Source organism: Streptomyces sp. NPDC058646 (assembly GCF_042716875.1).
Taxonomy (GTDB): Bacteria; Actinomycetota; Actinomycetes; order Streptomycetales; family Streptomycetaceae; genus Streptomyces.
This window is the reverse complement of the sequence record NZ_JBHXRK010000011.1, coordinates 212,927-236,177: the sequence shown is the minus strand read 5'-3', so window position 1 is coordinate 236,177 and position 23,251 is coordinate 212,927. Positions and strand designations below refer to the sequence as shown.

19 protein-coding genes and 2 tRNA genes are annotated in these 23,251 nt (G+C 72.4%); 13 read left to right on the top strand and 8 right to left on the bottom strand.

What is annotated here, in order from left to right:
* Positions 1-3: 3 nt before the first annotated feature.
* Entirely contained in the window at positions 4-2,562 is a 2,559-nt protein-coding gene (pepN, locus tag ACFWUZ_RS16405; RefSeq protein WP_384372595.1) for an aminopeptidase N, read from the bottom strand.
* Positions 2,563-2,699: 137 nt separating this feature from the next.
* Between pepN and ACFWUZ_RS16400 the strand changes: the two genes are divergently transcribed.
* Positions 2,700-3,347, top strand: a complete 648-nt coding sequence (locus ACFWUZ_RS16400; protein WP_384372593.1) for a DsbA family protein — start codon at positions 2,700-2,702, stop codon at positions 3,345-3,347.
* Positions 3,348-3,478: 131 nt separating this feature from the next.
* Here the strand turns inward: ACFWUZ_RS16400 and ACFWUZ_RS16395 are convergent, their stop codons facing one another.
* From ACFWUZ_RS16395 to ACFWUZ_RS16385, 3 genes are all read right to left on the bottom strand, one after another.
* The gene (locus ACFWUZ_RS16395) at positions 3,479-4,135 is read right to left on the bottom strand and encodes a superoxide dismutase (protein WP_384372591.1); all 657 of its coding nucleotides are present in this window, start codon (positions 4,133-4,135) and stop codon (positions 3,479-3,481) included.
* 185 nt (positions 4,136-4,320) lie between these two features.
* Complete coding sequence (locus tag ACFWUZ_RS16390; protein WP_384372589.1) at positions 4,321-5,733, bottom strand: amino acid permease; 1,413 nt, start codon at positions 5,731-5,733, stop codon at positions 4,321-4,323.
* A 119-nt stretch (positions 5,734-5,852) separates the two neighbouring features.
* Positions 5,853-7,268 carry an amino acid permease gene (locus ACFWUZ_RS16385; RefSeq protein ID WP_384372587.1) on the bottom strand — a complete coding sequence of 472 codons (1,416 nt, stop codon included), beginning with the start codon at positions 7,266-7,268 and terminating at the stop codon, positions 5,853-5,855.
* A gap of 283 nt (positions 7,269-7,551) precedes the next feature.
* Here ACFWUZ_RS16385 and ACFWUZ_RS16380 point away from each other — a divergent pair, with 283 nt between their 5' ends.
* Positions 7,552-8,136: a biotin transporter BioY gene (locus ACFWUZ_RS16380; protein ID WP_384372585.1), complete on the top strand. Its 585-nt coding sequence runs from the start codon at positions 7,552-7,554 to the stop codon at positions 8,134-8,136.
* 75 nt (positions 8,137-8,211) lie between these two features.
* On the opposite strand, the gene ACFWUZ_RS16375 is transcribed toward ACFWUZ_RS16380, so the two are convergent.
* Positions 8,212-9,645 carry an amino acid permease gene (locus tag ACFWUZ_RS16375; protein WP_384372583.1) on the bottom strand — a complete coding sequence of 478 codons (1,434 nt, stop codon included), beginning with the start codon at positions 9,643-9,645 and terminating at the stop codon, positions 8,212-8,214.
* A 219-nt stretch (positions 9,646-9,864) separates the two neighbouring features.
* Here ACFWUZ_RS16375 and ACFWUZ_RS16370 point away from each other — a divergent pair, with 219 nt between their 5' ends.
* A complete protein-coding gene (locus ACFWUZ_RS16370; RefSeq protein ID WP_384372581.1) occupies positions 9,865-10,350 on the top strand; it encodes a ribose-5-phosphate isomerase in 486 nt (161 codons plus the stop codon).
* 77 nt (positions 10,351-10,427) lie between these two features.
* Positions 10,428-11,234 (top strand): Fpg/Nei family DNA glycosylase, encoded by an 807-nt coding sequence (locus ACFWUZ_RS16365; RefSeq protein WP_384372579.1) that lies wholly within the window; start codon positions 10,428-10,430, stop codon positions 11,232-11,234.
* Between the two features lie 6 nt (positions 11,235-11,240).
* Here ACFWUZ_RS16365 and ACFWUZ_RS16360 read toward each other — a convergent pair whose 3' ends face one another.
* On the bottom strand, positions 11,241-12,494 hold the full coding sequence (locus ACFWUZ_RS16360; protein ID WP_384372577.1) for a GNAT family N-acetyltransferase: 1,254 nt from the start codon (positions 12,492-12,494) through the stop codon (positions 11,241-11,243).
* A 117-nt stretch (positions 12,495-12,611) separates the two neighbouring features.
* On the opposite strand from ACFWUZ_RS16360, the gene ACFWUZ_RS16355 reads away from it, so the two are divergent.
* The 3 genes from ACFWUZ_RS16355 to ACFWUZ_RS16345 all read left to right on the top strand — a co-directional run bounded on the left by ACFWUZ_RS16355 (position 12,612) and on the right by ACFWUZ_RS16345 (position 17,488).
* Complete coding sequence (locus ACFWUZ_RS16355; RefSeq protein ID WP_384372575.1) at positions 12,612-13,754, top strand: PP2C family protein-serine/threonine phosphatase; 1,143 nt, start codon at positions 12,612-12,614, stop codon at positions 13,752-13,754.
* A gap of 156 nt (positions 13,755-13,910) precedes the next feature.
* Positions 13,911-14,747, top strand: coding sequence for an ABC transporter ATP-binding protein (locus tag ACFWUZ_RS16350; protein WP_384372573.1), 837 nt, complete (start codon positions 13,911-13,913; stop codon positions 14,745-14,747).
* Positions 14,747-17,488 (top strand): FtsX-like permease family protein, encoded by a 2,742-nt coding sequence (locus ACFWUZ_RS16345; protein WP_384372571.1) that lies wholly within the window; start codon positions 14,747-14,749, stop codon positions 17,486-17,488. Before ACFWUZ_RS16350 ends, ACFWUZ_RS16345 begins: the two co-directional genes overlap by 1 nt.
* Positions 17,489-17,543: 55 nt before the next feature.
* On the opposite strand, the gene ACFWUZ_RS16340 is transcribed toward ACFWUZ_RS16345, so the two are convergent.
* Positions 17,544-18,209, bottom strand: coding sequence for a DUF4232 domain-containing protein (locus tag ACFWUZ_RS16340; RefSeq protein WP_384372569.1), 666 nt, complete (start codon positions 18,207-18,209; stop codon positions 17,544-17,546).
* Between the two features lie 94 nt (positions 18,210-18,303).
* Between ACFWUZ_RS16340 and ACFWUZ_RS16335 the strand changes: the two genes are divergently transcribed.
* The 4 genes from ACFWUZ_RS16335 to ACFWUZ_RS16320 all read left to right on the top strand — a co-directional run bounded on the left by ACFWUZ_RS16335 (position 18,304) and on the right by ACFWUZ_RS16320 (position 21,187).
* Positions 18,304-19,692, top strand: a complete 1,389-nt coding sequence (locus tag ACFWUZ_RS16335) for a pyridoxal phosphate-dependent decarboxylase family protein (protein ID WP_384372567.1) — start codon at positions 18,304-18,306, stop codon at positions 19,690-19,692.
* Positions 19,689-20,144, top strand: coding sequence for an HD domain-containing protein (locus ACFWUZ_RS16330; RefSeq protein ID WP_384372565.1), 456 nt, complete (start codon positions 19,689-19,691; stop codon positions 20,142-20,144). The genes ACFWUZ_RS16335 and ACFWUZ_RS16330 overlap by 4 nt, the downstream gene beginning before the upstream one ends.
* A 176-nt stretch (positions 20,145-20,320) precedes the next feature.
* Entirely contained in the window at positions 20,321-20,515 is a 195-nt protein-coding gene (locus ACFWUZ_RS16325) for a hypothetical protein (protein WP_384372563.1), read from the top strand.
* 63 nt (positions 20,516-20,578) lie between these two features.
* Positions 20,579-21,187 carry a hypothetical protein gene (locus ACFWUZ_RS16320; protein WP_384372560.1) on the top strand — a complete coding sequence of 203 codons (609 nt, stop codon included), beginning with the start codon at positions 20,579-20,581 and terminating at the stop codon, positions 21,185-21,187.
* Positions 21,188-21,333: 146 nt separating this feature from the next.
* Here the strand turns inward: ACFWUZ_RS16320 and ACFWUZ_RS16315 are convergent.
* Positions 21,334-21,404: transfer RNA gene (locus ACFWUZ_RS16315), tRNA-Gly, on the bottom strand.
* Between the two features lie 190 nt (positions 21,405-21,594).
* Between ACFWUZ_RS16315 and ACFWUZ_RS16310 the strand changes: the two genes are divergently transcribed.
* Both ACFWUZ_RS16310 and tig read left to right on the top strand, forming a co-directional pair.
* A tRNA-Pro gene (locus tag ACFWUZ_RS16310) sits at positions 21,595-21,671 on the top strand.
* A 187-nt stretch (positions 21,672-21,858) separates the two neighbouring features.
* Positions 21,859-23,247, top strand: a complete 1,389-nt coding sequence (gene tig / locus ACFWUZ_RS16305) for a trigger factor (protein WP_384372558.1) — start codon at positions 21,859-21,861, stop codon at positions 23,245-23,247.
* The last annotated feature ends 4 nt before the right edge of the window (positions 23,248-23,251 follow it).

The window sequence follows — 23,251 nt, the reverse complement described above, 5'->3', positions numbered from 1 at the left end:
GGCTCAGGCCGAGGCCGCCGCGTCGCAGCGCTGCGCGCGCAGCGCCCTGGCCAGGTCGTCACGGGACTCCAGCACCAGGCGGCGCAGGGCCGGCGGCGCGTCCTCGTGCGCGGCGAGCCACGCGTCGGTCGCCGCGACCGTGGCCGCGGAGTCCTGGAGCGACGGGTACAGCTCCTTCACCACGTCCATCGCGATCTGGATCGACCGCTCCTCCCAGACCCGCTCGATCACCTCGAAATAGCGCTCCGTGTACGGCGCCAGCAGGGCGCGCTGCGAGGACTGCTGCATGCCCGCGATCGTCGCCTCCACCAGCGCGTTCGACAGGCTGTCCGACTCGACCACGGCAGCCCAGGCCTGGTCCTTGACCGCGGCCGACGGACGTGCCGCGAGGCACCGCACCTGGTGCCGCTTGCCCGAAGCCGTGTCGTCGCGCGCGAGTTCGGCCTGGAGCACGGCCTCGTCCACCGCGCCGTGCGCGGCCAGCGGCAGCAGGAAGTCCCAGCGCAGCTCCTGGTCCACCTCCAGCCCGTCGACCCGGGCGGACCCCTCCAGCAGGCCCATCAGCAGCTGGAAGTCGCCCTCGGTGACCGCGCTCCCGGCGAAGAACCGGGCCCAGGTCAGCTGGTGCTCCGACCCCGGCTCCGCCAGCCGCAGCTCGTGCAGCGCGCCCGCCGCCAGCTCCCGGCCGCCCGGCTCGCGCCACTCCGCCGTGGCGTAACGGGTGACGGCCGTCAGCGCCTGGCCGTGCACCATCTGCAGGACGCCGACGTCCGTCTCGCGGCCCGCGTGCGCCAGGACCAGCGAGACGAAGTCGCGGGCCGGCATCAGCCCGTCCCGCGTCAGGTTCCACAGCGCCGACCAGCACAGCGCCCGGGCCAGCGGGTCCGTGACGTCGCCCAGGTGGGCCCGCAGCGTGGCGAGCGAGCCCTCGTCGAAGCGGATCTTGCAGTAGGTGAGGTCCTCGTCGTTGACCAGGATCAGGTCGGGCCGCTCCAGGCCCGCTAGCTCCGCGACCACGGTCCGCGCGCCCGCCACGTCCGCCCCGGCCCGCGCGTAGCGGACCAGGGTGCCGTCCGCCTCCAGCCGGTACAGGCCGACCGCGACCCGGTGCGGGCGCAGCTCGTCGCCCTCCTGGACCACCGCCAGCTCGGTCACGCGGCCGCCCGCGTCGTAGGTGACCACCGGGGTCAGCACGTTCACCCCGGCCGTCTGCAGCCACGCCCGCGACCACCCGGCCATGTCCCGCCCGGAGACCTCGCCGAGCACCGACAGCAGGTCCTCCAGGGTCGTGTTCCCGTACGCGTGGGCCTTGAAGTAGCGCCGGGCGCCTTCCAGGAAGGCCTCCCGGCCCACGTACGCGACCAGCTGCTTCAGCACGGACGCGCCCTTGGCGTAGGTGATCCCGTCGAAGTTCAGCTTCGCGTCCTCCAGGTCACGGATGTCGGCCGTGATCGGGTGCGTGGACGGCAGCTGGTCGGCCCGGTACGCCCAGGCCTTGCGGCTGTTGGCGAAGGTGACCCACGCCTGGTCGAAGCGGGTGGCCTCGACCAGCCCGAAGGAGCCCATGAAGTCGGCGAAGGACTCCTTCAGCCACAGGTCGTCCCACCACTTCATGGTGACGAGGTCGCCGAACCACATGTGCGCCATCTCGTGCAGGATGACGTTCGCGCGCCGCTCGTACGAGGCCTGCGTGACCTTCCCGCGGAAGATGTACTCCTCGCGGAAGGTCACCATCCCCGGGTTCTCCATCGCACCCAGGTTGTACTCCGGCACGAAGGCCTGGTCGTACTTCCCGAACGGGTACGGGTAGTCGAAGATCTCGTGGAAGAGGTCGAAGCCCTGCTTGGTGACGAGGAAGACGTCGTCCGCGTCGAAGTGCTTCGCGAGCCCCTTGCGGCACATCGCGCCCAGCGGGATCGTCAGGTCCCCGCGCGTGTAGGAGTCCGTCACGTAGTGGTAGGGGCCGGCCACGACACAGGTGATGTACGTCGAGATCGGCTGCGTCTCGGCGAACCGCCAGACGCCTCCCTCCCGGGACTCCTGCGCGCCGTTGCTCCAGACCTGCCAGCCCTCGGGCGCGCTCACCTCGAAGCGGTAGGGGGCCTTCAGGTCGGGCTGCTCGAAGTTGGCGTACACCCGCCGGGCGTCCGCCGGTTCGTACTGGGTGTAGAGGTAGACCTCGCCGTCCTCCGGGTCGACGAAGCGGTGCATGCCCTCGCCGGTCCGGCTGTACGCGCAGTTCGCGTCCACCACCAGGACGTTCTCGGCGGCCAGGCCGTCCAGCGCGATGCGGGCGCCGTCGAAGACCTCGGCCGGGTCCAGCGCGCGTCCGTTCAGCGTCACGGAGTTCACCGAAGGGGCGATCAGGTCCGCGAAGGTGGCGGAGCCCGGGGCGGCGGCCCGGAAGCGGACGGTCGTCACCGAGCGGAAGGTACGGGGGCCCTCGGCCGGTTCGGCCTCGTCCACCGCGGACCTCAGGTCGAGGACCACCTCGTATCCGTCGACGGACAGCAGCTCGGCCCGTTCGCGGGCCTCGTCGCGGGACAGATTCTCTCCGGGCACCTGCACTCCTTCGTGCGTGATCGCGGTCTACCTGACGAATCCTCGCACGGGGGGAATGCGTGCGCCGGGGGCCTGGTTGGGGGCGGAGGACGGGACGCAGGGACGTCCTGTCCCCGACATGAGGCATGAGGAGAGACATGACCGACACCCAGGTGCTCGAGAAGACCCCCGTCGACTTCTGGTTCGACCCGCTCTGCCCCTGGGCCTGGATGACGTCCCGCTGGATGCTGGAGGTCGAGAAGGTCCGTGACGTCGAGGTCCGCTGGCACGTGATGAGCCTGGCCGTGCTCAACGAGAACAAGCTCGACGAGCTGCCCGAGCGCTACCGCGAGCTGCTCGGCCCCAAGGGCTGGGCCCCCGTGCGCGTGGTCATAGCGGCCCAGCAGAAGCACGGCGAGGAGATCACCGGCAAGCTCTACACGGCCCTCGGCACCCGCATCCACAACGACGGCCACGGTGCGACCCGTGAGGTCATCGCCGCCGCGCTGGACGAGGTCGGCCTGCCGGCGGAGCTGCTCGCGTACGCCGACTCCGACGAGTACGACGAGGTGCTGCGCGCCTCCCACAACGACGGCATCGACCGTGTCGGCCAGGAGGTGGGCACCCCGGTGATCTCCGTACCCGGCGCGGGCGGCGACGAGGTGGCCTTCTTCGGTCCCGTGGTCACCCCGACCCCGCGCGGCGAGGCCGCCGCCCGCCTGTGGGACGGCACCCTGCTCGTCGCCTCCACCCCGGGCTTCTACGAGATCAAGCGCACCCGCACCGCGGGCCCCTCCTTCGAGTAACCCCGGACGGTCCCGCCGGACGTACGCAGTGGGCCCCCGCGAGTCACGTCCTCGCGGGGGCCCACTGGTGGACACGCCCGCCGGTGAAGGGTGAGAAGACGATCACGAGGCGGACGGGTTCGGGGTGCTGATCAGCCGTTGGCCGGGATCAGTAGCGGGGTGTTCGCCTTGGCGTCGGCGTAGCGCCTGGCCACGTCCTGCCAGTTGACGACGTTCCACATGGCCTCGATGAAGTCCACCTTCTGGTTCTTGTACTGCAGGTAGAAGGCGTGCTCCCAGGCGTCGAAGACCAGGATCGGCACGGAGGCCTGGCCCACGTTGCCCTGGTGGTCGTAGACCTGCTCGACGATCAGACGGCCGCTGATGGGCTCGTACGCGAGCACGCCCCATCCGGAGCCCTGCGTCGCGGAGGACGCGAAGGTCAGCTGCTTCTTGAAGGCGGCGAAGGAGCCGAAGGACTCGGTGATCGCGGCCGGGAGGTCGCCCAGGCCGTCCTTCTCGTCCGGGATGCCGCCGCCGTCGCCGGTCTTCGGGCTGGCCATGTTGTGCCAGTAGATGCTGTGGAGGATGTGGCCGGAGAGGTGGAACGCGAGGTTCTTCTCCAGGCCGTTGAGCGCGCCCCAGTTCTCCTTGTCGCGCGCCTCCTCCAGCTGCTCCAGCGTGGTGTTGGCGCCGGCGACGTAGGCCGCGTGGTGCTTGTCGTGGTGCAGTTCGATGATCTGCGGGTTGATCACCGGCTCCAGCGCCGCGTAGTCGTAAGGAAGCTCAGGAAGCGTGTAGATGGCCATGCGTGTATCCGGTCCCCTCGGCGTGCCAACTGCTTATTGCAACCAATGCGCAACTGCACGCTAGCAGTAGCTATTCCTGCTCGCATGTAAGGGTCGCCTCTCTTGTCGCGTCCTGCCGAACGCCGGAGGCCGGGCCCGTGCGATCGCACGGGCCCGGCCTCCGGGCAGCGGAAAACGGGGTGGGGTCAGGCGCTCGGGCCGGCCTGCGCCCGGCGCTGCATCACGTACCCGGTCACCGCGAGGGCGGCCGTCAGCCCGCCGGTGAAGAGCACCTGGACGCGGGTGTCCTCACCCAGGGCCATCAGCACGAGCACCCCGGCGACCCCGGCCAGCGCCACCCAGGTCAGGTAGGGGAAGCCCCACATCTTCACGACCAGCTTCTCGGGGGCCTGGCGCTCCAGCCGCCGGCGCAGCACGAACTGCGAGACGGCGATGAAGGCCCAGACGACGAGGATGACCCCGCCGACCATGTTCAGCAGCCAGGCGAACAGGGTGTCCGGGTACCAGTACGAGAGCAGCACGGTGACGAAGCCGAAGACGGACGAGGCCAGCACCGCGCGGCGCGGCACCCCGCCCGTGACCTTGCCCAGCGCCTTGGGACCCTGGCCGCGGGATACGAGGGAGTAGGCCATGCGCGAGGAGCCGTAGATGTTGGCGTTCATGGCCGACAGCAGGGCGATCAGGATGACCACGTTCATGATCTCCCCGGCCGCCGGGATGCCCAGGTGGTCCAGAGTCGCGGCGTAGGGGCCGTCCGCGGTGACCGCCGGGTCGTTCCACGGCAGCAGGGTGACGATGACCAGCATCGAGCCGACGTAGACGATCGCGATCCGCCACATGGTGGTCCGCACGGCCTTGGCCACGCCCTGGACGGGGTTCTCCGACTCGGCGGCCGCGATGGTCACCGTCTCCAGGCCGCCGTACGCGACGACCGAGGCCAGGAGCCCGACCAGCAGGCCGTCCACCCCGTGGGGCAGGAAGCCGCCGTCGTGCAGGAGGTTGGCCGAGCCGGGGGCGGAGGTCCCGGGCAGCAGCCCCGTCACGGCCAGCACGCCCAGGCCCAGGAAGAGCCCGATGGCACCGATCTTGAGGGCGGCGAACCAGAACTCGAACTCGCCGAAGCGCGAGACGGCGCCCAGGTTGGACCCGCAGAAGACGGCCATGAAGACCAGCACCCACATCCACGAGGGGGTGCCGGGGAACCAGCCGGTCATGATGTGCGCGGCGCCGATGGCCTCGATGGCCACGCCCACGCACAGCAGCGTCCAGAACATCCAGCCCGCCGTGAACCCGGCCCAGGGACCGACGGCCCGCTCGGCGTGCACCGAGAAGGAACCGGAGGCGGGGTTCGCGGCGGACATCTCGCCGAGCATCCGCATCACGAACATCACGAGCAGTCCGGACGCCGCGTAGGCGAGCACGATCGAGGGGCCGGCGGCGGCGATGCCGGCGCCCGAGCCGACGAAGAGCCCCGCACCGATGACCCCGCCGAGGGCGATCATCGAGAGGTGGCGCTGCTTGAGGCCGTTGCCGAGGGGGGAACCGGTGCCGCCCTGCGGCGCCGCCTGCTGGTGGGGTGCGATCGTGCGCTGACTCATGGGGTCAGTCTGGCCAGCGTCCGATAGCCGGACCCCATGCGTCCGTTATTCGGACGCCCCGTTCACGCATCGTGATCACACCCCTTCCCGACGTCAGCGGCCGCTGAGCCCGGTGCGCCCTACGACCCGGGCTGCGCCCCGCTCCGGCGGGCCCGCAGCTCCCGCAGGCCCGCCACCGCGAGGACCGCGGCGGCCGCGCCGGAGGACCACAGCAGCTGCGGCCGGGCGGAGTCGTCGAACAGCATCAGGACCAGCACCGCGCCCATCCCCAGCAGGGCCGCCCAGGTCAGGTACGGGAAGAACCACATCGGCAGGGTGAGCCGCTCCGGCATGTCCCGCTCGATGATCCGGCGCAGCTTCAGCTGCGAGACCGCGATCAGCGCCCATACGAAGAGCAGTACCGCGCCGACCGCGTTCAGCATGTAGAGGAAGATCGTCTCCGGCCACAGCAGGTTCAGCACCACCGACACGAAGCCGAAGGCCACCGAGGCGAACACGGCCCGGCGCGGCACGCCGCCGCCCGAGACCTGCAGCAGGGCCTTGGGCGCCTCGCCCCGCTCGGCCAGCGAGAACACCATGCGCGAGGACCCGTACAGGTTCGCGTTGAGCGCCGACAGCAGGGCCACGAACACCACGATGTTCATGATCTGCCCGGCCGCCGGGATCCCGATGGAGTCCAGTACGGCCACGTACGGGCTCTGGCCCGGCTCCAGCGAGTCCCACGGCAGCAGGGTCACGATGACCAGCATCGAGCCGACGTAGAAGAAGAGGATGCGCCACACCGCGCTGCGCACGGCGCGGGCCACGGAGCGCGCCGGGTCGTCCGACTCGGCGGCCGCGATGGTGACGACCTCCAGGCCGCCGAAGGCGAAGACGACGGCGAGCATGCCCGCGACGACCCCGCCGAGGCCCGCCGGGAAGAAGCCGCCCTGTCCGGTCAGGTTGGCCGTGCCCACGGGCTCGGTGTCGGGGAGCAGACCGAACACCGCGAGGGTGCCCAGGATCAGGAAGAGCACGATCGCGCCCACCTTCAGGGCGGCGAACCAGAACTCGAACTCGCCGAAGTTCCGCACGGCGGCCAGGTTGCTGAGGGTGAAGACCACCATGAACAGCAGCACCCAGACCCACTGGTCGACCGAGGGCACCCAGCCGTTGGCGATCTTCGCGGCTCCGGTGGCCTCCACGGCGAGCACCACGACCAGCAGGAACCAGTACAGCCAGCCCGCCGAGAAACCGGCCCAGCGCCCCAGCGCCTTCTCCGCGTACACGGAGAAGGAACCGGAGGCGGGCATCGCGGCGGACATCTCGCCGAGTGCCCGCATGACCAGCATCGCGAGGATGCCCGCGAGCAGGTACGAGCAGATGATCGCGGGACCGGCGATGCCGATGCCGGCGCCGGAGCCGACGAAGAGCCCCGCACCGATCACGCCGCCGAGGCCCAGCATGGTCAGGTGGCGCTGCTTGAGGCTGTGGCTCAGCGGCTCCTCGGGCAGGTCGGACGTCGGGGGAGAAGCTGCTGACTGGCGGTTGGGCATGAGGGGCGCTCGTACTCTCGTTCGGCCCAGCGGCGGTGGGGCTCCGCATCAGGATTGGCGGGACCCTACAGTCTCACTGGGTAGCGGCCTTCCGTGCAAAACGGACGTGCTGTCGGATCTTCCCCGTGACGCGGATCACGCCATCGGAGCCGGGGGTGGGAGTCTTTGTGCGGTCCCCACCAAACCGGGGAGTATGCCTTTGTGCCGGGTGGCGGTGGGGAGGCGGCGGGCCGCGGACTAACGTCGGTGATCGTCCCGTCACCACGACCTCCCGGAGCCCCAGTTGAGCACCGCTTCCGTCTCCTTCCGGCCCGGCGCCGTCCTCGCCGACCTGCTGCCCGCGAGCCGCGTCCGCGACATCGCGCTCGTCGCAGGCGGAGCCGCGCTGACCGGCCTGGCCGCGCAGATCGCCGTGCCCGTCCCCGGCTCCCCGGTCCCGGTCACCGGCCAGACCTTCGCGGCGCTGCTCGTCGGAACCGCCTTCGGCGCCCGCCTCGGTTTCCTCTCGCTGGGCCTGTACGCCGTGCTCGGCTCGGCCGGCCTGCCGTGGTTCGCCAACGGCACCTCCGGTGCGGGCGGCGCCTCCTTCGGCTACGTGCTCGGCATGCTGCTGGCCGCCACCCTCGTCGGCGCCCTGGCGCGGCGCGGCGCCGACCGCTCGGTCCTGCGCACGGCGGGCACGATGGTGCTGGGCTCCGCCGTCATCTACGCGGTGGGCGTGCCCTACCTGATGGCCGTCACCGGGATGTCCCTGGGCGCCGCCGTCGCGGCGGGCCTCGTCCCGTTCCTGGTCGGCGACGCCCTCAAGGCGGCCCTGGCCATGGGCGCGCTGCCGGCCGCCTGGAAGCTGGCCGGCCGCCGGGGCTGAATGGTCCCCGAAGACGCCGGAGCCCGGCCCGCCTGTGACGGCGGGCCGGGCTCCGGCGCAGGGGGAGGTCAGGACTCAGCCCTGCAGCGCCCGCTTGCGGCGGAAGTCGAGCACCACGCCGACGGCCACGACCAGGCCGGCGACCAGGGTGGACAGGGTGACCACCTCGCGGTTGGCGTCGTCCACGAACATGTAGCCGATCACGAACACGATCAGTGCGGCGGTGGCCCAGGTCAGCCACGGGAAGAGCCACATCTTCACGGTCAGCTTCTCCGGAGCCTCGCGGACCAGGATCCCGCGCATCCTCAGCTGGGTGAAGCAGATCACCAGCCAGACGAAGAGCGCGATGGCACCCGAGGAGTTCAGCAGGAAGTTGAAGACCGTGTCCTTGAACGCGTAGTTGAAGTAGACGGCGACGAATCCGAAGACCGTGGAGCCCAGGATCGCCGCCACCGGCACGCCCTTGGCGTTGACCTTGGCGAACGCCTTCGGGGCGTCACCGCGCTCACCGAGCGAGAAGGCCATGCGGGAGGCGGTGTAGAGGCCCGAGTTCAGGCAGGACAGCACGGCGGTCAGGACGATGACCTCCATGATCGTGCCGGCGTTCGCGATGCCGATCGAGTCCAGGGCGGCGACGTACGAGCCCTTCTCGGTGATCGACTTGTCGTTCCACGGGAGCAGCGTCAGCACGACGAAGATCGAGCCCAGGTAGAAGACGCCGATCCGCCAGATGACGGAGTTGGTGGCCTGGGTGACCGCCTTGCGGGGGTTCTCCGACTCGCCGGCGGCGAGGGTGACGATCTCGCTGCCCATGAAGGAGAAGACGACCATCAGCACACCGGTGAGGACCGCGCCGTAGCCGTTGGGGAAGAACCCGCCCGCGTCGGTCAGGTGGGCGAAGCCCGCACCCGGGTTGTCGGAGCCCGGCAGCACGCCGAAGACGGCCAGCATGCCGATGACGACGAAGGCGCCGATGGCGACGACCTTGATGCCCGCGAACCAGAACTCGAACTCGCCGTACGAGGCGACGGAGCCGAGGTTGGTGACGGTCAGCACCGCCATGACGATCAGTGCCCAGGCCCACTGCGGGACGGCCGGGATCCAGTTCTCCAGGATGGCGGCACCGGCGGTGGCCTCCACGGCCAGCACGACGACCCAGAAGAACCAGTACAGCCAGCCGATGGAGAAGCCGGCCCAGCGGCCGAGCGCCCGGTCCGCGTACGCGGAGAAGGAGCCCGAGTTCGGGCTGGCCGCGGCCATCTCGCCGAGCATCCGCATCACGAAGACGACCATGGCGCCGACGAGGGCGTACGAGATGAGGATGGCCGGACCGGCCTTGGCGATGCCGCCACCGGAGCCGACGAAGAGTCCGGCGCCGATGACACCACCGATGGCGATCATGGACAGGTGGCGGTTCTTGAGACCGGCCTTCAGACCGTCGGAGGACGGGGCACCGCCGGGGTCACCGGAAGAGCCGCCTGTCTTCTGAAGGGTCGTCGTGGAGCTCATGGACGGATCCTTAGGTTCTCGGGTTGCGAGCCCCGGCATTCAAACCTGAGATGGATGCAGGGCGGAAGACCTCAATCCGGATCGTTGCGCAGGGACGAAGGGCCCGGACCCAGGTCCCGCCGTGTCCCATCTGCGTTCTTTAGGTTTACTTGAGCTTTAGAAGTGATTTACGCGACACCCGCTGCGGGTCGGGCGGGCGCCTCGTGCCACACTCGACCCATGCGCGTGTACCTCGGATCCGACCATGCCGGCTTTGAGCTCAAGAACCACCTGGTGGACTGGCTCAAGAACAACGGCCACGAGCCCGTCGACTGTGGCCCCCACATCTACGACGCGGTGGACGACTACCCGCCGTTCTGCCTGCGCGCCGCGGAGAAGACCGCCGCGGACGCCGACAGCCTCGGCATCGTGATCGGCGGCTCCGGCAACGGGGAGCAGATCGCCGCGAACAAGGTCAAGGGTGTCCGTGCCGTCCTGGCGTGGAGCGTCGAGACCGCCAAGCTCGGCCGCGAGCACAACAACGCCAACGTGATCTCCGTCGGCGGCCGCATGCACACGCAGGACGAGGCCGTCAGCTTCATCGAGGCCTTCCTGGCGACCCCTTACTCGAACGAGGAGCGCCACACGCGCCGCATCGAGATGCTCTCCGCCTACGAGCAGACCCGCGAGCTGCCCCCGATCCCCGCCCACCACCCCCAGGGCTGATCCCGCCTTCCGGCCGTGCCGCCCTACGGGGCGGCACGGCCGTCGTCGTTCCCGTCACCCGTCCGAGGAGCCCTGCCGTGCCCGAGGGGCATACGATCCACCGCCTCGCCCTGGACCACACCGAGCGGTTCGCCGCCCGTCCGGTCCGGGTGAGCAGCCCGCAGGGACGCTTCGCCGAGAGCGCGGCGCTCCTCGACGGGCGCGAGCTGGAGAGCGCCGAGGCGCACGGCAAGCACCTGTTCCTGGAACTGGGCGACGCCTGGATCCACATCCACCTCGGCCTCTTCGGCAAGCTCGGCTTCGGCCCGGCGCCCGCCCCGCCCGCGACCGAGACCGTCCGGCTGCGCCTCCTGAACGAGGAGCACTACGCCGACCTGCGCGGACCGACCGCCTGCGCCCTGATCGGCGAGGGCGAGAAGAAGGCGGTGCACGACCGGCTCGGGCCCGACCCGCTGCGGCCCGCCGACGACCCGGACCGCGCCTGGGCCCGCATCTCCCGCTCGCGCACCACGATCGCCGCCCTGCTCATGGACCAGAAGGTCGTCGCGGGCGTCGGCAACGTCTACCGCGCCGAGGTCCTCTTCCGGCACGGCATCGACCCGTACCGCCTGGGCCGGGACCTGAGTCGCACCGAATGGGACGCCCTGTGGGCGGACCTCGCCGCACTGATGCGCGAGGGCGTCCGGAACAACCGGATCGACACCGTCCGCGACGAACACCTGCCCGAGGCGATGGGCCGCCCGCCGAGGGTGGACGACCACGGCGGCGAGGTGTACGTCTACCGGAGGGCGAACCTGCCCTGCCACATCTGCGGGGGCGAGATCCGCACCGCCGGTCTCGCCGCCCGCAACCTCTTCTGGTGCCCGGCCTGCCAGGCCCGCTGACCCGCCTCAGAATCCGTGCGGCAGCCAGGGCGCCACGTCCCCGGCGAAGGCCCGGGAGGTTTCCGTCAGGGCCCCCGGGCGCAGTTCGGACACCCGGCCGGCCGCCGCCAGCGAGGTCAGGCTGATCCCGCCCAGGTAGGCCGCGCCCAGCTCCCGTACCGACAGCCGCAGCTCCGCCGGCTCCTCGGTCCGCGTGCAGGAGACCTTCCCGGATCCCTCGACGGCGGCGCCCGCACCGGCCGTCAGTCGCCACCGGCCCGCGTTCCACGGGCAGAAGACGTCCTCCACCTCCAGGACCACGTCCACCGCGGACCCGTACGTCCGCGCCTCCAGCGCCGCCGGCAGGTCCACCAGCCGCACGTGCAGCGAGTCGCGCATGCTCGGCCGCGACCGGCGGACATCGCTGACCAGGTGCAGCAGCGGATCGTCCACCGGCCGCTTGCCCGCCCGCACCGTCCACGTCAGGTCCACGGAGAACAGGTAGCGCCACAGCGCGGCCGTCGCCGCCGGATCCAGCGCGTCGAGGTCCGCGACCTCGACCTTCCCCGCCGCACCCGCCGGATCCCAGTCCGGCTTGACCCGGTAGCGGGCGTACCCGGCCACCGAACCGTCCGGCCGCTCGGCGACCACGCACTTCAGCGCCGAGGCGCCCTCGCGGTCCTCGGGCGGATCCGTCACCGCCTGCCGCTCCCAGCCGGGCCGGCGGGCCGGCATCCCCGGCCGCCGCGTCACCAGCTCGGCGTACACCCGCTCGCAGTCGGCCAGCGCCTCCTGCGGATCGACCAGCCGCAGCCGCACCTCGTCCGTGCCCGGCGGCACCGAGAGCCGCACGCGCGCCGTGTCGACCTCCACGGACAGGGCGTACGTCGCCGTGCCGTAGCCGAAACGCCCGTAGATCGCGGGATCCGAAGCCGTCAGCACCGCCAGCGGCTCCCCGCCCGCCCGGACGTCGTCCAGCTGCCGCCGCATCATCGAGCTGAGCACCCCGCGCCGCCGGTGCGTCGGAGCCACACCCACCATCGTGACCCCGGCGGCGGGCACCAGGGCGCCGCCCGGCACCGAGAGGCGGAAACTGAACGCCGAGGCCGACCCCACGCAGTCCGCGCCGTCCCAGACACCCAGCGAGCGCTCCGGCTCCGTCAGCGTCCGGTACAGCTCCCGCCACGGAGGCGCCTCGGGCACACCACCGAAAGCCAGTTCCAGCTGATCGAACCAGACATCCCACTCGTCCGGCCTCAAAGTGCGCATCTCAAGAGCCATGTGGCCATCCTTACCCGGGCATTCCGCCGCGGTCGACGGGTTTTCGGGCGGCAATGTGCGCGAGGACCAGGGGTACCCCTGCGCATCCACAGGCAGGATGGATAAGGTCCCGATGCAATGGCCGGAGCACGCAGGGAAACCCTCACGGCCCGGATGCGCATGCTGTCGCACCGGGGGCGCACCGCCCTGCGCAAATCCGCCGTCGACTACTTCCGCGGCGACGGCTCGGACTGGCTCGCGTTCGGCGGGCTGCTCCTCACCATTCCCGCGATCGCCTGCGGCACGCTCATGCTGCCCGTCTGGTTCTCGCCCTCCGCACTCGTCCTGCCCATCGTCGCGGGCGGCCTGCTGCTGCGCCCCGCGAGCCTTCTCGGCCTGTACGCCGCCTCCGCCGCCGCACTGATCGTCGAGGCCCTCGTCCTCGGCCCGTACACCCAGGGCCCCGCCCGCGTCACCCCCGGCACCGTGCTCGTCGTCGCGGCCTGCGGATTCTTCGGTCTGGTCATCGCCCAGTTCCGCAGCCGCGTCGGCGTGCCCTGGCGGCGCGGCGGCACCATGCTCTTCGACCTGCGCGAACGCATCCGCGTCCAGAGCAAACTGCCCGCCCTGCCGCGCGGCTGGCACCGCGAGATGGCCCTGCGCCCGGCCGGCGGCCAGTCCTTCTCCGGCGACTTCGTGGTCGCCGCCCGCACCAACGGCGGACGGACCCTGGAGATCGTCCTCACCGACGTCTCCGGCAAGGGCATGGAAGCCGGCTCCCGCGCCCTGCTGCTGTCGGGGGCCTTCGGCGGACTGCTCGGCGCCCTGCCGCCGCACGGCTTCCTGCCCGCCGCCAACGGCTACCTGCTCCGCCAGGACTGGGACGAGGGTTTCGCCACCTCCATCCACCTCGTCCTGGACCTGGAGACCGGCGACTACGAACTCCTCTCCGCCGGCCACCTCCCCGCCCTCCAGCTCTCCGCCGGCACCGGCCGCTGGCAGGAGAAGAGCGGCGAGGGCCCGCTGCTCGGCGTCTACGACGGCGCCGAGTTCGTCGCCGCCGGCGGAAACCTCCGCCGCGGAGACGTCCTCATGCTCTTCACCGACGGCCTCGTCGAGACGGCCGACCGCGAGATCAGCGAAGGCATCGACCGCCTCACCGGCGAAGCCGACCGCTACGTGGCCTCCGGCTGGGACGGCGCCGCCTGGCACCTGATCGAGAAGGTCGCCAAGGACGTCAACGACGACCGCGCCCTGCTCCTCATCCGCCGCTCACCCTGATCCACGGGAAACACCCCCGCCCGGGTGGGGTTTACCCCACCCCGCACCGGCCTGCCTCCGCCATGTCCCCGGCCACCCGCCCGTCCGTAGCGTCGACGACACCACCGGAAGACACCACCGGACGACAACGGACCACGGCACGGAAGGCGGCACACCATGGGGCTCCTGCGGAGCAAACGGCGGAACGAGGAGGCACCGGCGGCCCCGGCGGCACCGGCGCACGACCTCACCGCGGCCGTCGAACTGCGCGGAGTCCGCCGCCGGTACGGACGCGGCACCGCGGCCGTCCACGCCCTGCGCGGCATCGACCTCAGCCTGCCGCGCGGCAGCTTCACCGCCGTGATGGGCCCCTCCGGCTCCGGCAAGTCCACCTTCCTGCAGTGCGCCGCCGGACTCGACCGGCCCACCGAGGGCTCCGTACGACTCGGCGGCACCGAGATCACCGGCATGAACGAGAACCAGCTCACCGAGCTCCGCCGCAGCCGTCTCGGCTTCGTCTTCCAGGCCTTCAACCTGCTGCCCTCCCTCACCGTCGAGCAGAACGTCCTGCTCCCGATGCGCCTCGCGGGCGGCCGCGCCGCCTCGCGCGGCGGGGAGCGCGCCGCGGACCTGCTCGCCCGGGTCGGCCTGGAGGGCAAGGGCCGCCGCCGCCCCGCCGAACTCTCCGGCGGCCAGCAGCAGCGCGTCGCCATCGCCCGCGCCCTCGTCACCCGCCCCGACGTGGTCTTCGCCGACGAACCCACCGGCGCCCTCGACACCACCACCGCCGCCGAGGTCCTCGCACTCCTGCGCGCCGCCGTCGACTCCCTGAACGCCACCGTCGTCATGGTCACCCACGACCCGGTCGCCGCCTCCCACGCCGACCAGGTGCTCTTCCTGGCCGACGGGCTCATCGCGGACCGGCTGCCGCGCAGCTCCGCCGCCACCGTCGCCGCCCGGATGACCGCCCTCACCGCGCGCCCCGCCCCCGCCTGCACGGGAGCGGCCGCCTGATGGCCCTGCGCCCCAACGGACTCGCCCGCGCGGCCGTCCGCTTCCGCCCGGCCGCGTTCGCCGGGACCTTCGTCGCCCTGCTCCTGACGGTCGCCGTCGTCTCCGCCTGCGGCATCCTGCTGGAGAGCGGGTTGCGGGCGCAGGTCCCGCCGACCCGGTACGCGGCCGTCCCCGTCCTCGTCGCAGCCGACCAGCAGGTCCGCCTGCGGTCGGGCACCGGCGAGGGGTCCTACGAGGTCTCCGCGCGGGTGCCCGAGCGTGCCCGGGTCGACGCCGCCCTGCTGGACCGGCTGGCGCCGCTGGGCCGTGCCGTCCCCGACGTGGTCTTCCCCGTCCGCGGCGAGGCGGGCACCACGACCGAGGCCTCCGGCTGGGGCTCCACCGCCTTCACCGGTACGAAGCTCAGCACGGGCCGTGCACCCGGGGCGGGCGAGGTGGTCCTGGGAGCGGGGACCGGCCGGGGCGAGGCCACGGGGGCCGACGGCTCCGGCTCCGGTTCCTCCGGTTCCTCCCGTTCCGGTTCCGGTTCCGGTGGCTCCGGGGGTGCTGCCGGTTCCGCCGGTTCCGGCGCAGGCCGCGTCAGCCTGGAGACCCCCGCCGGGACGCGGGAGTTCCGCGTCGTGGGGCACGCCGAAAGCCCCGGCGTCTGGTTCTCGGACGCCGATGCCCGCACCCTGTCCGGCCACCCCGACCAGCTGGACGCCATCGCCCTGCTGCCCCACCTACCGGCCGCGGACCCCGCCCCGCCCGCATCGCCTGCTTCAACTTTCGGTTCCGGTTCTGCTTCCGCGGCAGCGTCCGGCTCGGGTGGTGCCGTCTCCGTGGCTCCGCCGGTGCCGCCCGCTGTCGCGGCAGCGCCCGCCCCCGGGACCCCCGGCTCCGCGGCCTCCGCGGTCTCGGCGGGCCCCGCCGTCGCGGGTGCGGGCCCCGCCGCCTCCGCCGTCCCGGACAGCCGGCTCGTCCGGGCGGCCGAGGCCGCCGTCGCCGGGCGGGCCGAGGTCCTCACCGGTGCGGACCGGGCAGTGGACCCGGAGCTGGCCGGCGCCAAGGACCTGCTGACCGCCCTCGGCGGCTCCTTCGGCGGCACGGCCACCCTCGTCGCCGTCTTCACCGCCGCCGGGACGGTCGCCCTCTCCGTCGGCCAGCGCTCCCGCGAGTTCGCCCTGCTGCGCGCCGTCGGAGCCACCCCGCGCCAGCTCCGCCGCACCATCGCCACCGAAGCCCTCCTCGTCGCGCCCGCCGCCGGCGCGCTCGGCTGCCTCCCCGGCTTCGCCCTCGCCTCCTGGTGGTTCGGCGAACTCAAGGCTCGGGGAGCCGTCCCCGCCGCCGTCGAGCTCTCCGCCTCCTGGATCCCGCTGGTCTCCGCCGTCGCCATCGGCCTCGCCACCGCCCTGCTCTCCGGCTGGGCCGCCGCCCGCCGCCCCGCCCGGATCCGCCCCGGCCAGGCCCTCGCGGCCGCCGCGGTGGAACGCGTGCGCCCCGGCTGGATCCGTACGCCCCTCGGCATCGCCGCCCTGGCCGGCGGCGCCGCCTGCGCGGGCCTCGCCGCCTCCGGCAGCGGATCCGACGCCGCCGATGCCTCCCTCGGCGTCGTCATGCTCTTCATGCTGGCCGTGGCCCTGCTCGGCCCGCTGATCGCCCGTGCCTGCGCAGCCGTCCTCGGACTCCCGCTGCGCCTCGGCGGCGCCTCCGGCGTGCTGGCCGCCGCCAACTCCCGGGCCCACGCCCGCCGCCTCGCCTCCGCGATCACCCCGATCGTCCTCGCCATGGCCTTCTCCTCGACCCTGGTCTTCCTCCACACCAGCGAGGACCGCGCCGCCCGCCTGCAGCAGGAGGCCGGCCTGCTGGCCGACCACGTCGTCACGGCCCCGCCCGCGGACATCGCGAGCCGGCCCCTGCCGCCGGGAGTCACCGCCGCCGTCCCCGTCACCCGTACGTCCGTACTCGCCGTCCTCGGCTCCGGCTCCGACCGCTGGCTCCAGGGCGCCACCGCCCAGGCCGTCACCGGCTCCGGCGCGGACCTCGCCCAGGTCCAGGACCTCGGCGTCCGCGAAGGCAGCCTCGCCGCCCTGCGCCCCGGTACCGTCGCCGTCGACCGGACCCTCGCCGCCACGGCGAAGGCCGGCCTCGGCGACCGCCTCCACCTGCGCCTGCCCGACGGCACCGAGGCCGCGCCCGAGATCGTCGCCGTCTACACCCGCGGCCTCGGCCTCGGCGAGGTCACCCTCGCCGCCGCCGACCTCACCGGACGGATGACCTCCCCGGCGCCCACCGAACTCCTGGTCCGCGGCGGCTCACCCGCCCTCGCCGCCCTCGGCGCGGTGACCGGCCGGCAGGGCTGGACCGCTGCCCAGGACACCGGCCGCGACCTCAACGCCTGGGCCAACACCACCATGGCGGCCGTCCTCGGCGGCTTCGCGGCCGTCGCCGCCGCCAACACCCTGGTGATGACCGTCCTGGACCGGCGACGCGAACTGCGGATGCTGCGCCTGGTCGGCTCCACCCGCCGCCAGGTGCTCCGCATGATCCGCTGGGAGGCGCTCCTGATCACCGGCGCGGGCATCGCCCTCGGCTCCGCCATCGCCCTGGCCACCCTGTTCCCCCTGACCCGGGCCGTGACGGGCGCGGCCCCGCACATCCCCCCGCTGCTCTACGGGTCCTTCGCGGGCGCGGTGCTCCTCCTCGGCCTGGCCTCCACCACCCTCCCGGCCCGCAGCGCCCTGCGCCCGGCCCGCTCCTGAGCGCGGCCGTCCCCGCGCCCGGGCGTTCCCGGGGCCGGTGCGGGGCGGCCGGGGATCACTCCCCGGCCGTCCGGTGCCAGGGCCCGATCCCCAACCGCCCGGTGTCGCCCAGGTCGACGGGCCGGGTGAGGGGCAGCACCAGGCGCGGCGCGCCCGGCTTCGGCGTCACCTCCAGCACCCACCCCTCCACGACGGGAGCGGTCACGTCCGTGATCCGGTTGCGCCAGAGCAGCGCCATCGACGCGGACTGCCCCGGCGCCAGCTCCACCCGCTGCGCCGGTCCGTCCACGGCCGGCACCTCCGAGGTGATCGGCGCCGAACCGTGCCCGAGCGCCACCTCCACGGGCCGCCGCTGCCCGTCGAGCAGCCGGATCTCCGGGTACCCGTCGAGCACGTAGTCGCCCGCACCGCAGTTGACCAGGAGGTAGCTCTCCACCCGCAGCCCCATCACTCCGTCCCCGGGCCCCTCCAGCAGACGCACCCCGCCCTCGGGACACGGCTGCCCGGACGTCTCCACCGGTGCCGGCGGGGAGGTCCGTGCCGGCGGGGAGGTCCGTACCGGCGGGGTCCGTACCGGGGGCGCGGCCGGCCCGGGCGCGGCCCTCGGTGGCGGCGGCAGGTCGCAGCCCGCCACCACCCCGGCCAGCACCACCGCCGCGGCCGCGGCCCCGGCCGCGCTCCGCCCCCGTCCCCGCCCGCGCTCCCGCCCCGTCGACACCACGCCCCGACCCTACGCCGCCCTTGCCGGGCAACGACCGGCCACCCGGTGCCGATTGGCCCGCCTCCTGGCCCGCCCCGGCGCCTACCGTGCCCCCATGGACCGCACCCTCGCCGCCGACCTCGCCCGGCTCCCCGACCTCCTCGACGCCACCCGACGCGCCGCCGCCGACGCGCTCGCCACGCTGGACGCGCGTCCCGTCGTACCGCCCGCCGGAACGCTCCGGGACCCCGAGCCGCTGCCCGAGCACGGCACCGGCACGGAGCAGGCCCTCGCCGCCTTCCGTGACCGCTGGGCACCGCGCCTGTCGGCCTCCGCGGGCCCCCGCTACCTCGGCTTCGTCACCGGCGGGGCCACCCCCGCGGCCCTCGCCGGGGACTGGCTCACCGCCGCCCACGACCAGAACTCCAACTCCGCCCTCGACGGCGGCGGTCAGGAACTCGAACGCGAGACCGTCGGCTGGCTCCGCGACCTCTTCCGGCTCTCCGCCGCCCACACCGGCGCCTTCGTCAGCGGCGCCACCATGTCCAACACCACCGGCCTCGCCATCGCCCGCGAATGGCTCGGCGAACGCCTCGGCGTCTCCCCGGCCGAGGACGGGGCCGCCGCCCTCGGCCCCGTCCGCGTCCTGTCCGGCGCCCCGCACTCCTCCATCGGCAAGGCCCTCTCGGTCCTCGGCCTCGGCCGCCGCTCGCTCGTCCCCGTCCCCACCCTCCCCGGCCGGGAGGCGGTCGATCCCGCCGCCCTGGACCGCGCCCTCGCCGACACCCCCGGCCCGGCCGTCGTCGTCGCCAACGCCGGCACCGTCAACACCGTCGACTTCGACGACCTCCGGGCCGTCGCCGCCCTGAAGGAACGCCACGACTTCTGGCTGCACACCGACGCCGCCTTCGGCGCCTTCGCCGCCCTCTCCCCGGCCCACGCCCACCTCGCCGACGGCCTCGACGCCTCCGACTCCCTCTGCGTCGACCTGCACAAGTGGCTGAACGTCCCCTACGACAGCGCCGTCCAGTTCACCCGCCGACGCGACCTCCAGGCCCGCGTGTTCCAGAACTCGGCCGCCTACCTCGGCCCCCTCGGCGACCACCCCGACCTGGTCCACCTGACCCCCGAGAACTCCCACCGGCTGCGCGCCCTCGCGGCCTGGTTCACCCTCCGCGCGTACGGGCGCGAAGGCCACCGCGAGATCGTCGAACGGGACATCGCCTGCGCCCGCGTCCTCGGCGGACACGTGGAGGCGGACCCCGCCCTGACCCTGCTCGCCCCGGTCCGCCTCAACGTGGTCTGCTTCACCCTGGCCGCCGACCCCACCCCGGCCCGCCTCACCGCCCTGCGCGAGGCCGTGGCCGCCGAGGTGTTCGTCACCCCCACCGTCTACGGGGGAACCCCCGCCCTGCGCGCCGCGTTCTCCAACTGGCGCACCACTCGAGCCGATGCGGACCGGGCCGCGCAGGCCCTCGGGACCGCAGCAAGGGAGATCGCATGACGAGCAGCCCGCTGACCCTGCCGGAGGTGGAGGCCCTCGCCCGCGCCGCGCACGAGGGCCAGACCGACAAGGCCGGCCGGCCGTACGCGGAACACCTCGCGGCCGTGGCCGAGGGCGTCCGGCTGCGCGGCGGAACCGCGGAACAGCAGGCCGCCGCCTGGCTGCACGACGCGGTGGAGGACGAGGTGATCAGCCTCCGCCGGCTGGACGCGGCGGATCTCCCGCAGTCCGTCAAGGACATGGTCCTCGCGGTCACCAAGCGCCCCGGAGAACCGGTCGAGGCGTACGCGGCCCGCATCCTCGCCACCCCGGGCGCCCTCCTCGTCAAGGAGGCCGACCTCGCGCACAACGCCGATCCCGCACGGCTCTCCGTACTGGACGGCCCCACGCGGGAACGGCTGACCGCGAAGTACGCCTATGTCCGTTCCCTCCTCGGCCTCACCGCACCGTGACCCGGACTCCGCCGCCGAAACCTGCCCGGCGCAGCTGTGGTCGGCGGAAACAGAACGACCGCGATTCGTCACGGAGCGGATAGCCGGGGCCCGTTGGTGGGAGGATGGACCGTGTGGGGGTGTGCGTGGCCGTGCGCCCCGGGCCGACCAGGGGACGACCGAAGGTGTGATCAGTAGTGGCCATTTCGCTGTCAGTGGTGGTTCTGTTGGGGGTCATCCTGGTGGTGCTGATCCGCGGCAACCACATCAAGGCCGGACCCGCCGTCGTCGCCGCCCTCTTCGGCTTCTTCCTGGCGTCCAGTTCCATCGCGGACGACGTGAACCGCTTCCTGAACTCCCTGGCGACGATGATCGCCAACATCAAGCTGTAGCGGCGGGCGCCGGCCCGCCGGGACCGCGCACGGGGTGTCAGTGGCCGGGGTTAGGTTCGGATCATGAGTTCATCCCTGAGTGTGTTCCTGATCGACCCGAAGGCGGCGAAGGGCCTGGTGGGTTCGGGCGACGACCAGTTGCTCCAGGTCGTCCGCGACAGCTTCGGCGCCGACCTGGCGCACGACGACGACTGGTTCGCCTCCCAGATCGAGGACGGCGCCCCCACCTCCTTCGAGGCGCTGCACGCGGTGGTCCACGGCGGCCCCTTCAGCGAGAACGACGCGTACTCCTTCCAGTACGCCTACGCCTACAAGAGGCTGTGCTCGCTGACCGGTTCCTTCCTCGACAACTCCTGCTTCACCCCGCACCGCGGGGACTGGCTGTCGGTGGTCGACGAAGGCCTGCGGGCGCTGAACATCACCGCCGTGTCCGTGGCCGAGTTCGGCTACTCGGACCTGCCCGCCCCGCTGCCCTACGCCCACACCCCGGGCTGCGGCACCTGGACCCCCGAGCAGTGCGCCCGGGCCCTGGAACAGTTCGAGGAGACCAAGCGCACGGGCCACGCCCCGCCCCTGGACCCCGAGGTGGTCGATGCCGTCATGGACGTCATCGCCTGGCTCCGCCACACCGAGTCCCGCCCGGGCTTCGGCATCATCGGCTTCCGCTCGTAACGCCGCGGGGCAGTCCGGGTCGGCCGAGGGGCCGAATTCCGTGCTGCCCGGCCCCCGACGCCCCGTGGTGGGCTGATCGCGGGCCCCGGGAACGACCAAGGGCCAGGTCGAGGAAACATCCTCTGACCTGGCCCTGAGCCATCAAGAGCGGGCGACGGGAATCGAACCCGCGTAGCTAGTTTGGAAGACTAGGGCTCTACCATTGAGCTACGCCCGCACGGTGTGCGCCGCAGGTCCGGGACCTGGGCACGGACAGCATCCTAGCGGGTCGTGCCGGGGGATCGCACACCCCTTTCCCCGCCGTGGCGCGGACCCGCCGCGAACGCCCCGCGGGGGACGGGCCGGGGAACTCGTGAAACCCCGCGCATCAGAGGGTCTCCGGGCATGTACCCTACGTGTCGCACCGACGGGGTGTGGCGCAGCTTGGTAGCGCGTCCGCTTTGGGAGCGGAAGGTCGTCGGTTCGAATCCGGCCACCCCGACCACCAGCAGTGTCCCCTTCGGCATCCGGCGGGGGTTTCCACAAGATCGCGTTGTGGGCTGATTGCCGCTTGCGGTTACTATGCAAGCTGCGTGCCCGTGTGTCTGATGTACCGGGCCGAAGTCCGCTGAACCGCTGAATCGCAGCGTGACGGCAGAATCCCCAGCAGTCAGCCACAAGGAGACCGAACCGTGAAGAGCGCCGTGGAGACCCTGAACCCGACTCGGGTTCGGCTCACTGTTGAGGTGCCCTTCGAGGAGCTCAAGGACAGCCTCGACGCGGCGTACAAGAAGATCAACCAGCAGGTCACGGTGAAGGGCTTCCGCAAGGGCAAGATCCCGGCCCGCGTCATCGACCAGCGCTTCGGCCGCGGTGCGGTGCTGGAGGAGGCCGTCAACGACGCCCTCCCGAAGTTCTACACCGAGGCTGTCAACGAGGCGGACCTGAACCCGCTGGGCCAGCCCGAGGTCGACATCACGGAGCTGAAGGACGGCGAGCTGCTGGCCTTCACCGCCGAGGTGGACGTCCGTCCCGAGATCGAGATCCCGGACTACTCCGGCATCGAGGTCGAGGTCGACGCCATCGAGGTCTCCGACGAGGACGTCGAGAAGTCCGTCGAGCAGCTGCGCGGCCGTTTCGCGTCCACCAAGGACGTCGAGCGCGCCGCCCAGGACGGCGACGTCGTCACCCTCGACCTCGAGGCCAAGGTCGAGGGCGAGGTGCTGGAGGACGGCGTCGCTTCCGACGTGTCCTACACCATCGGCTCGGGTGAGCTGCTCGAGGGCATCGACGAGGCCGTCACGGGCCTGGAGGCCGGTGGCGAGGCCACCTTCACCTCCCAGCTGAAGGGCGGCTCCGCCGAGGGCAAGGACGCCGAGGTCACCGTCAAGGTCACCAAGGTCTCCGCCAAGGAGCTCCCGGAGCTGGACGACGAGTTCGCGCAGATGGCGAGCGAGTTCGACACCCTCGAGGACCTCAAGGCCGACAGCCGCAAGCGCCTCGAGGACATGAAGCAGTACGACCAGGCCACGCAGGCCCAGGAGCGCGTCCTGGAGAAGCTGCTGGAGCTCGTCGAGGTCCCGATCCCCGAGAAGCTCCTCGCGGACGAGGTCCAGACCCGCAAGCACAACCTCGAGCACCACCAGCTCGGCCAGATGGGCCTCACCATCGAGAAGTACCTGGAGTTCCAGGGCAAGACGGTCGAGGAGTTCGAGGCCGAGACCTCCGAGCAGGCGGTCAAGGGCATCAAGACCCAGTTCGTCCTCGACGCGCTGGTCAACAAGGAGAAGCTGGGCGTCAACCAGGAGGAGCTCACCGAGCACCTCATGCGCCGCGCCGCCTCCTCCGGCATGTCCCCCGACCAGTTCGCCCAGGCCGTCGTCGAGGGCGGCCAGGTCCCGATGCTGGTCGGCGAGGTCGCCCGCGGCAAGGCCCTCGCGGTCGTCGTCGAGGCCGCCAAGGTCGTCGACACCAACGGTGAGGTCATCGACCTCTCCGACGAGGACGAGGAGCAGGCCGCCGAGGCGGCCGAGGCCTCCGCCGAGGGTGACGCCGAGGACAAGGCCGACGAGGCCAAGTAACACC

Excerpts from the sequence above, each read along its gene's own strand:
- ACFWUZ_RS16400 (WP_384372593.1), top strand. The coding sequence starts at position 2,700 with ATGACCGACACCCAGGTGCTCGAGAAGACCCCCGTCGACTTCTGGTTC.
- ACFWUZ_RS16395 (WP_384372591.1), bottom strand. The coding sequence starts at position 4,135 with ATGGCCATCTACACGCTTCCTGAGCTTCCTTACGACTACGCGGCGCTG.
- ACFWUZ_RS16390 (WP_384372589.1), bottom strand. The coding sequence starts at position 5,733 with ATGAGTCAGCGCACGATCGCACCCCACCAGCAGGCGGCGCCGCAGGGC.
- ACFWUZ_RS16385 (WP_384372587.1), bottom strand. The coding sequence starts at position 7,268 with ATGCCCAACCGCCAGTCAGCAGCTTCTCCCCCGACGTCCGACCTGCCC.
- ACFWUZ_RS16375 (WP_384372583.1), bottom strand. The coding sequence starts at position 9,645 with ATGAGCTCCACGACGACCCTTCAGAAGACAGGCGGCTCTTCCGGTGAC.
- ACFWUZ_RS16370 (WP_384372581.1), top strand. The coding sequence starts at position 9,865 with ATGCGCGTGTACCTCGGATCCGACCATGCCGGCTTTGAGCTCAAGAAC.
- ACFWUZ_RS16360 (WP_384372577.1), bottom strand. The coding sequence starts at position 12,494 with ATGGCTCTTGAGATGCGCACTTTGAGGCCGGACGAGTGGGATGTCTGG.
- ACFWUZ_RS16355 (WP_384372575.1), top strand. The coding sequence starts at position 12,612 with ATGGCCGGAGCACGCAGGGAAACCCTCACGGCCCGGATGCGCATGCTG.
- ACFWUZ_RS16350 (WP_384372573.1), top strand. The coding sequence starts at position 13,911 with ATGGGGCTCCTGCGGAGCAAACGGCGGAACGAGGAGGCACCGGCGGCC.
- ACFWUZ_RS16345 (WP_384372571.1), top strand. The coding sequence starts at position 14,747 with ATGGCCCTGCGCCCCAACGGACTCGCCCGCGCGGCCGTCCGCTTCCGC.
- ACFWUZ_RS16335 (WP_384372567.1), top strand. The coding sequence starts at position 18,304 with ATGGACCGCACCCTCGCCGCCGACCTCGCCCGGCTCCCCGACCTCCTC.
- ACFWUZ_RS16330 (WP_384372565.1), top strand. The coding sequence starts at position 19,689 with ATGACGAGCAGCCCGCTGACCCTGCCGGAGGTGGAGGCCCTCGCCCGC.
- ACFWUZ_RS16320 (WP_384372560.1), top strand. The coding sequence starts at position 20,579 with ATGAGTTCATCCCTGAGTGTGTTCCTGATCGACCCGAAGGCGGCGAAG.